At 45.9% G+C, this 739-nt stretch carries 1 protein-coding gene and 1 pseudogene; both read left to right on the top strand.

All coding sequences use genetic code 11. The features are described 5' to 3' along the window. Positions 1 to 380, top strand: a pseudogene (locus tag A3750_RS00260) (capsular biosynthesis protein CpsI); the annotation flags it as partial. 129 nt (positions 381 to 509) lie between these two features. Next, on the top strand, positions 510 to 739 hold a 230-nt coding region (locus A3750_RS25185; RefSeq protein WP_197474764.1), incomplete at its 3' end, for a hypothetical protein.

Here is a 739-nt window from a genome sequence, read left to right on the forward strand (position 1 = left end):
ACTATGGTAAACACCAACGTGATTTTACCTATATCGACGATATTGTTGAGGGCGTTATTCGTACCTTAGACCATACGGCTGAGTCTAACCCAGATTGGTCTGGGACAAACCCAGACTCGGCAACAAGCAAGGCGCCATACCGTATCTACAACATCGGAAGTAACAACCCATGTGAATTGCTTCGCTACATTGAATTGATCGAAGAAAATGTAGGTAAGAAAGCGGAGAAAAACCTCTTGCCAATGCAACCTGGGGATGTCCTAGCCACCTATGCGGACGTCGATGCATTGATCAGCGATGTGGATTATAAGCCTTCCACTCCTTTAGAGCAGGGCGTTGCAAATTTTGTAGCGTGGTATCGAGACTTTTATAAAGTATGAGCCTTATCTTCAATACTCTGTAAGGGTACTAGCCTCTCTCAAGGTTACTGGCGTTGTGTCTTGTCGTTGGTCTTGATTATGTTTGGTTTAAGTTTTAATTGTGATAGTCATTATGCTTGGAGCTAGTCTATGAATCGCATTTGTTTAGTGAATACTGCTCTCGTCTGTGGGCTAACGTTTGAACTTGCGTCGGCAGCCCCTATTGCACCGATCCCGGCCGAGTCGGGTGTTTCCGGATCGATTGTCGGTGGTGTTTCTCAATCAACGTATACGAGCAATCTTGTTGCTGGTCCCGGTGGCGATTCTTCTAGGAAGACCACGAGTAGCTTGTATGAGTCTGCAACTTCTGAGAGTTCAGC

The organism is Oleiphilus sp. HI0079, assembly GCF_001635105.1.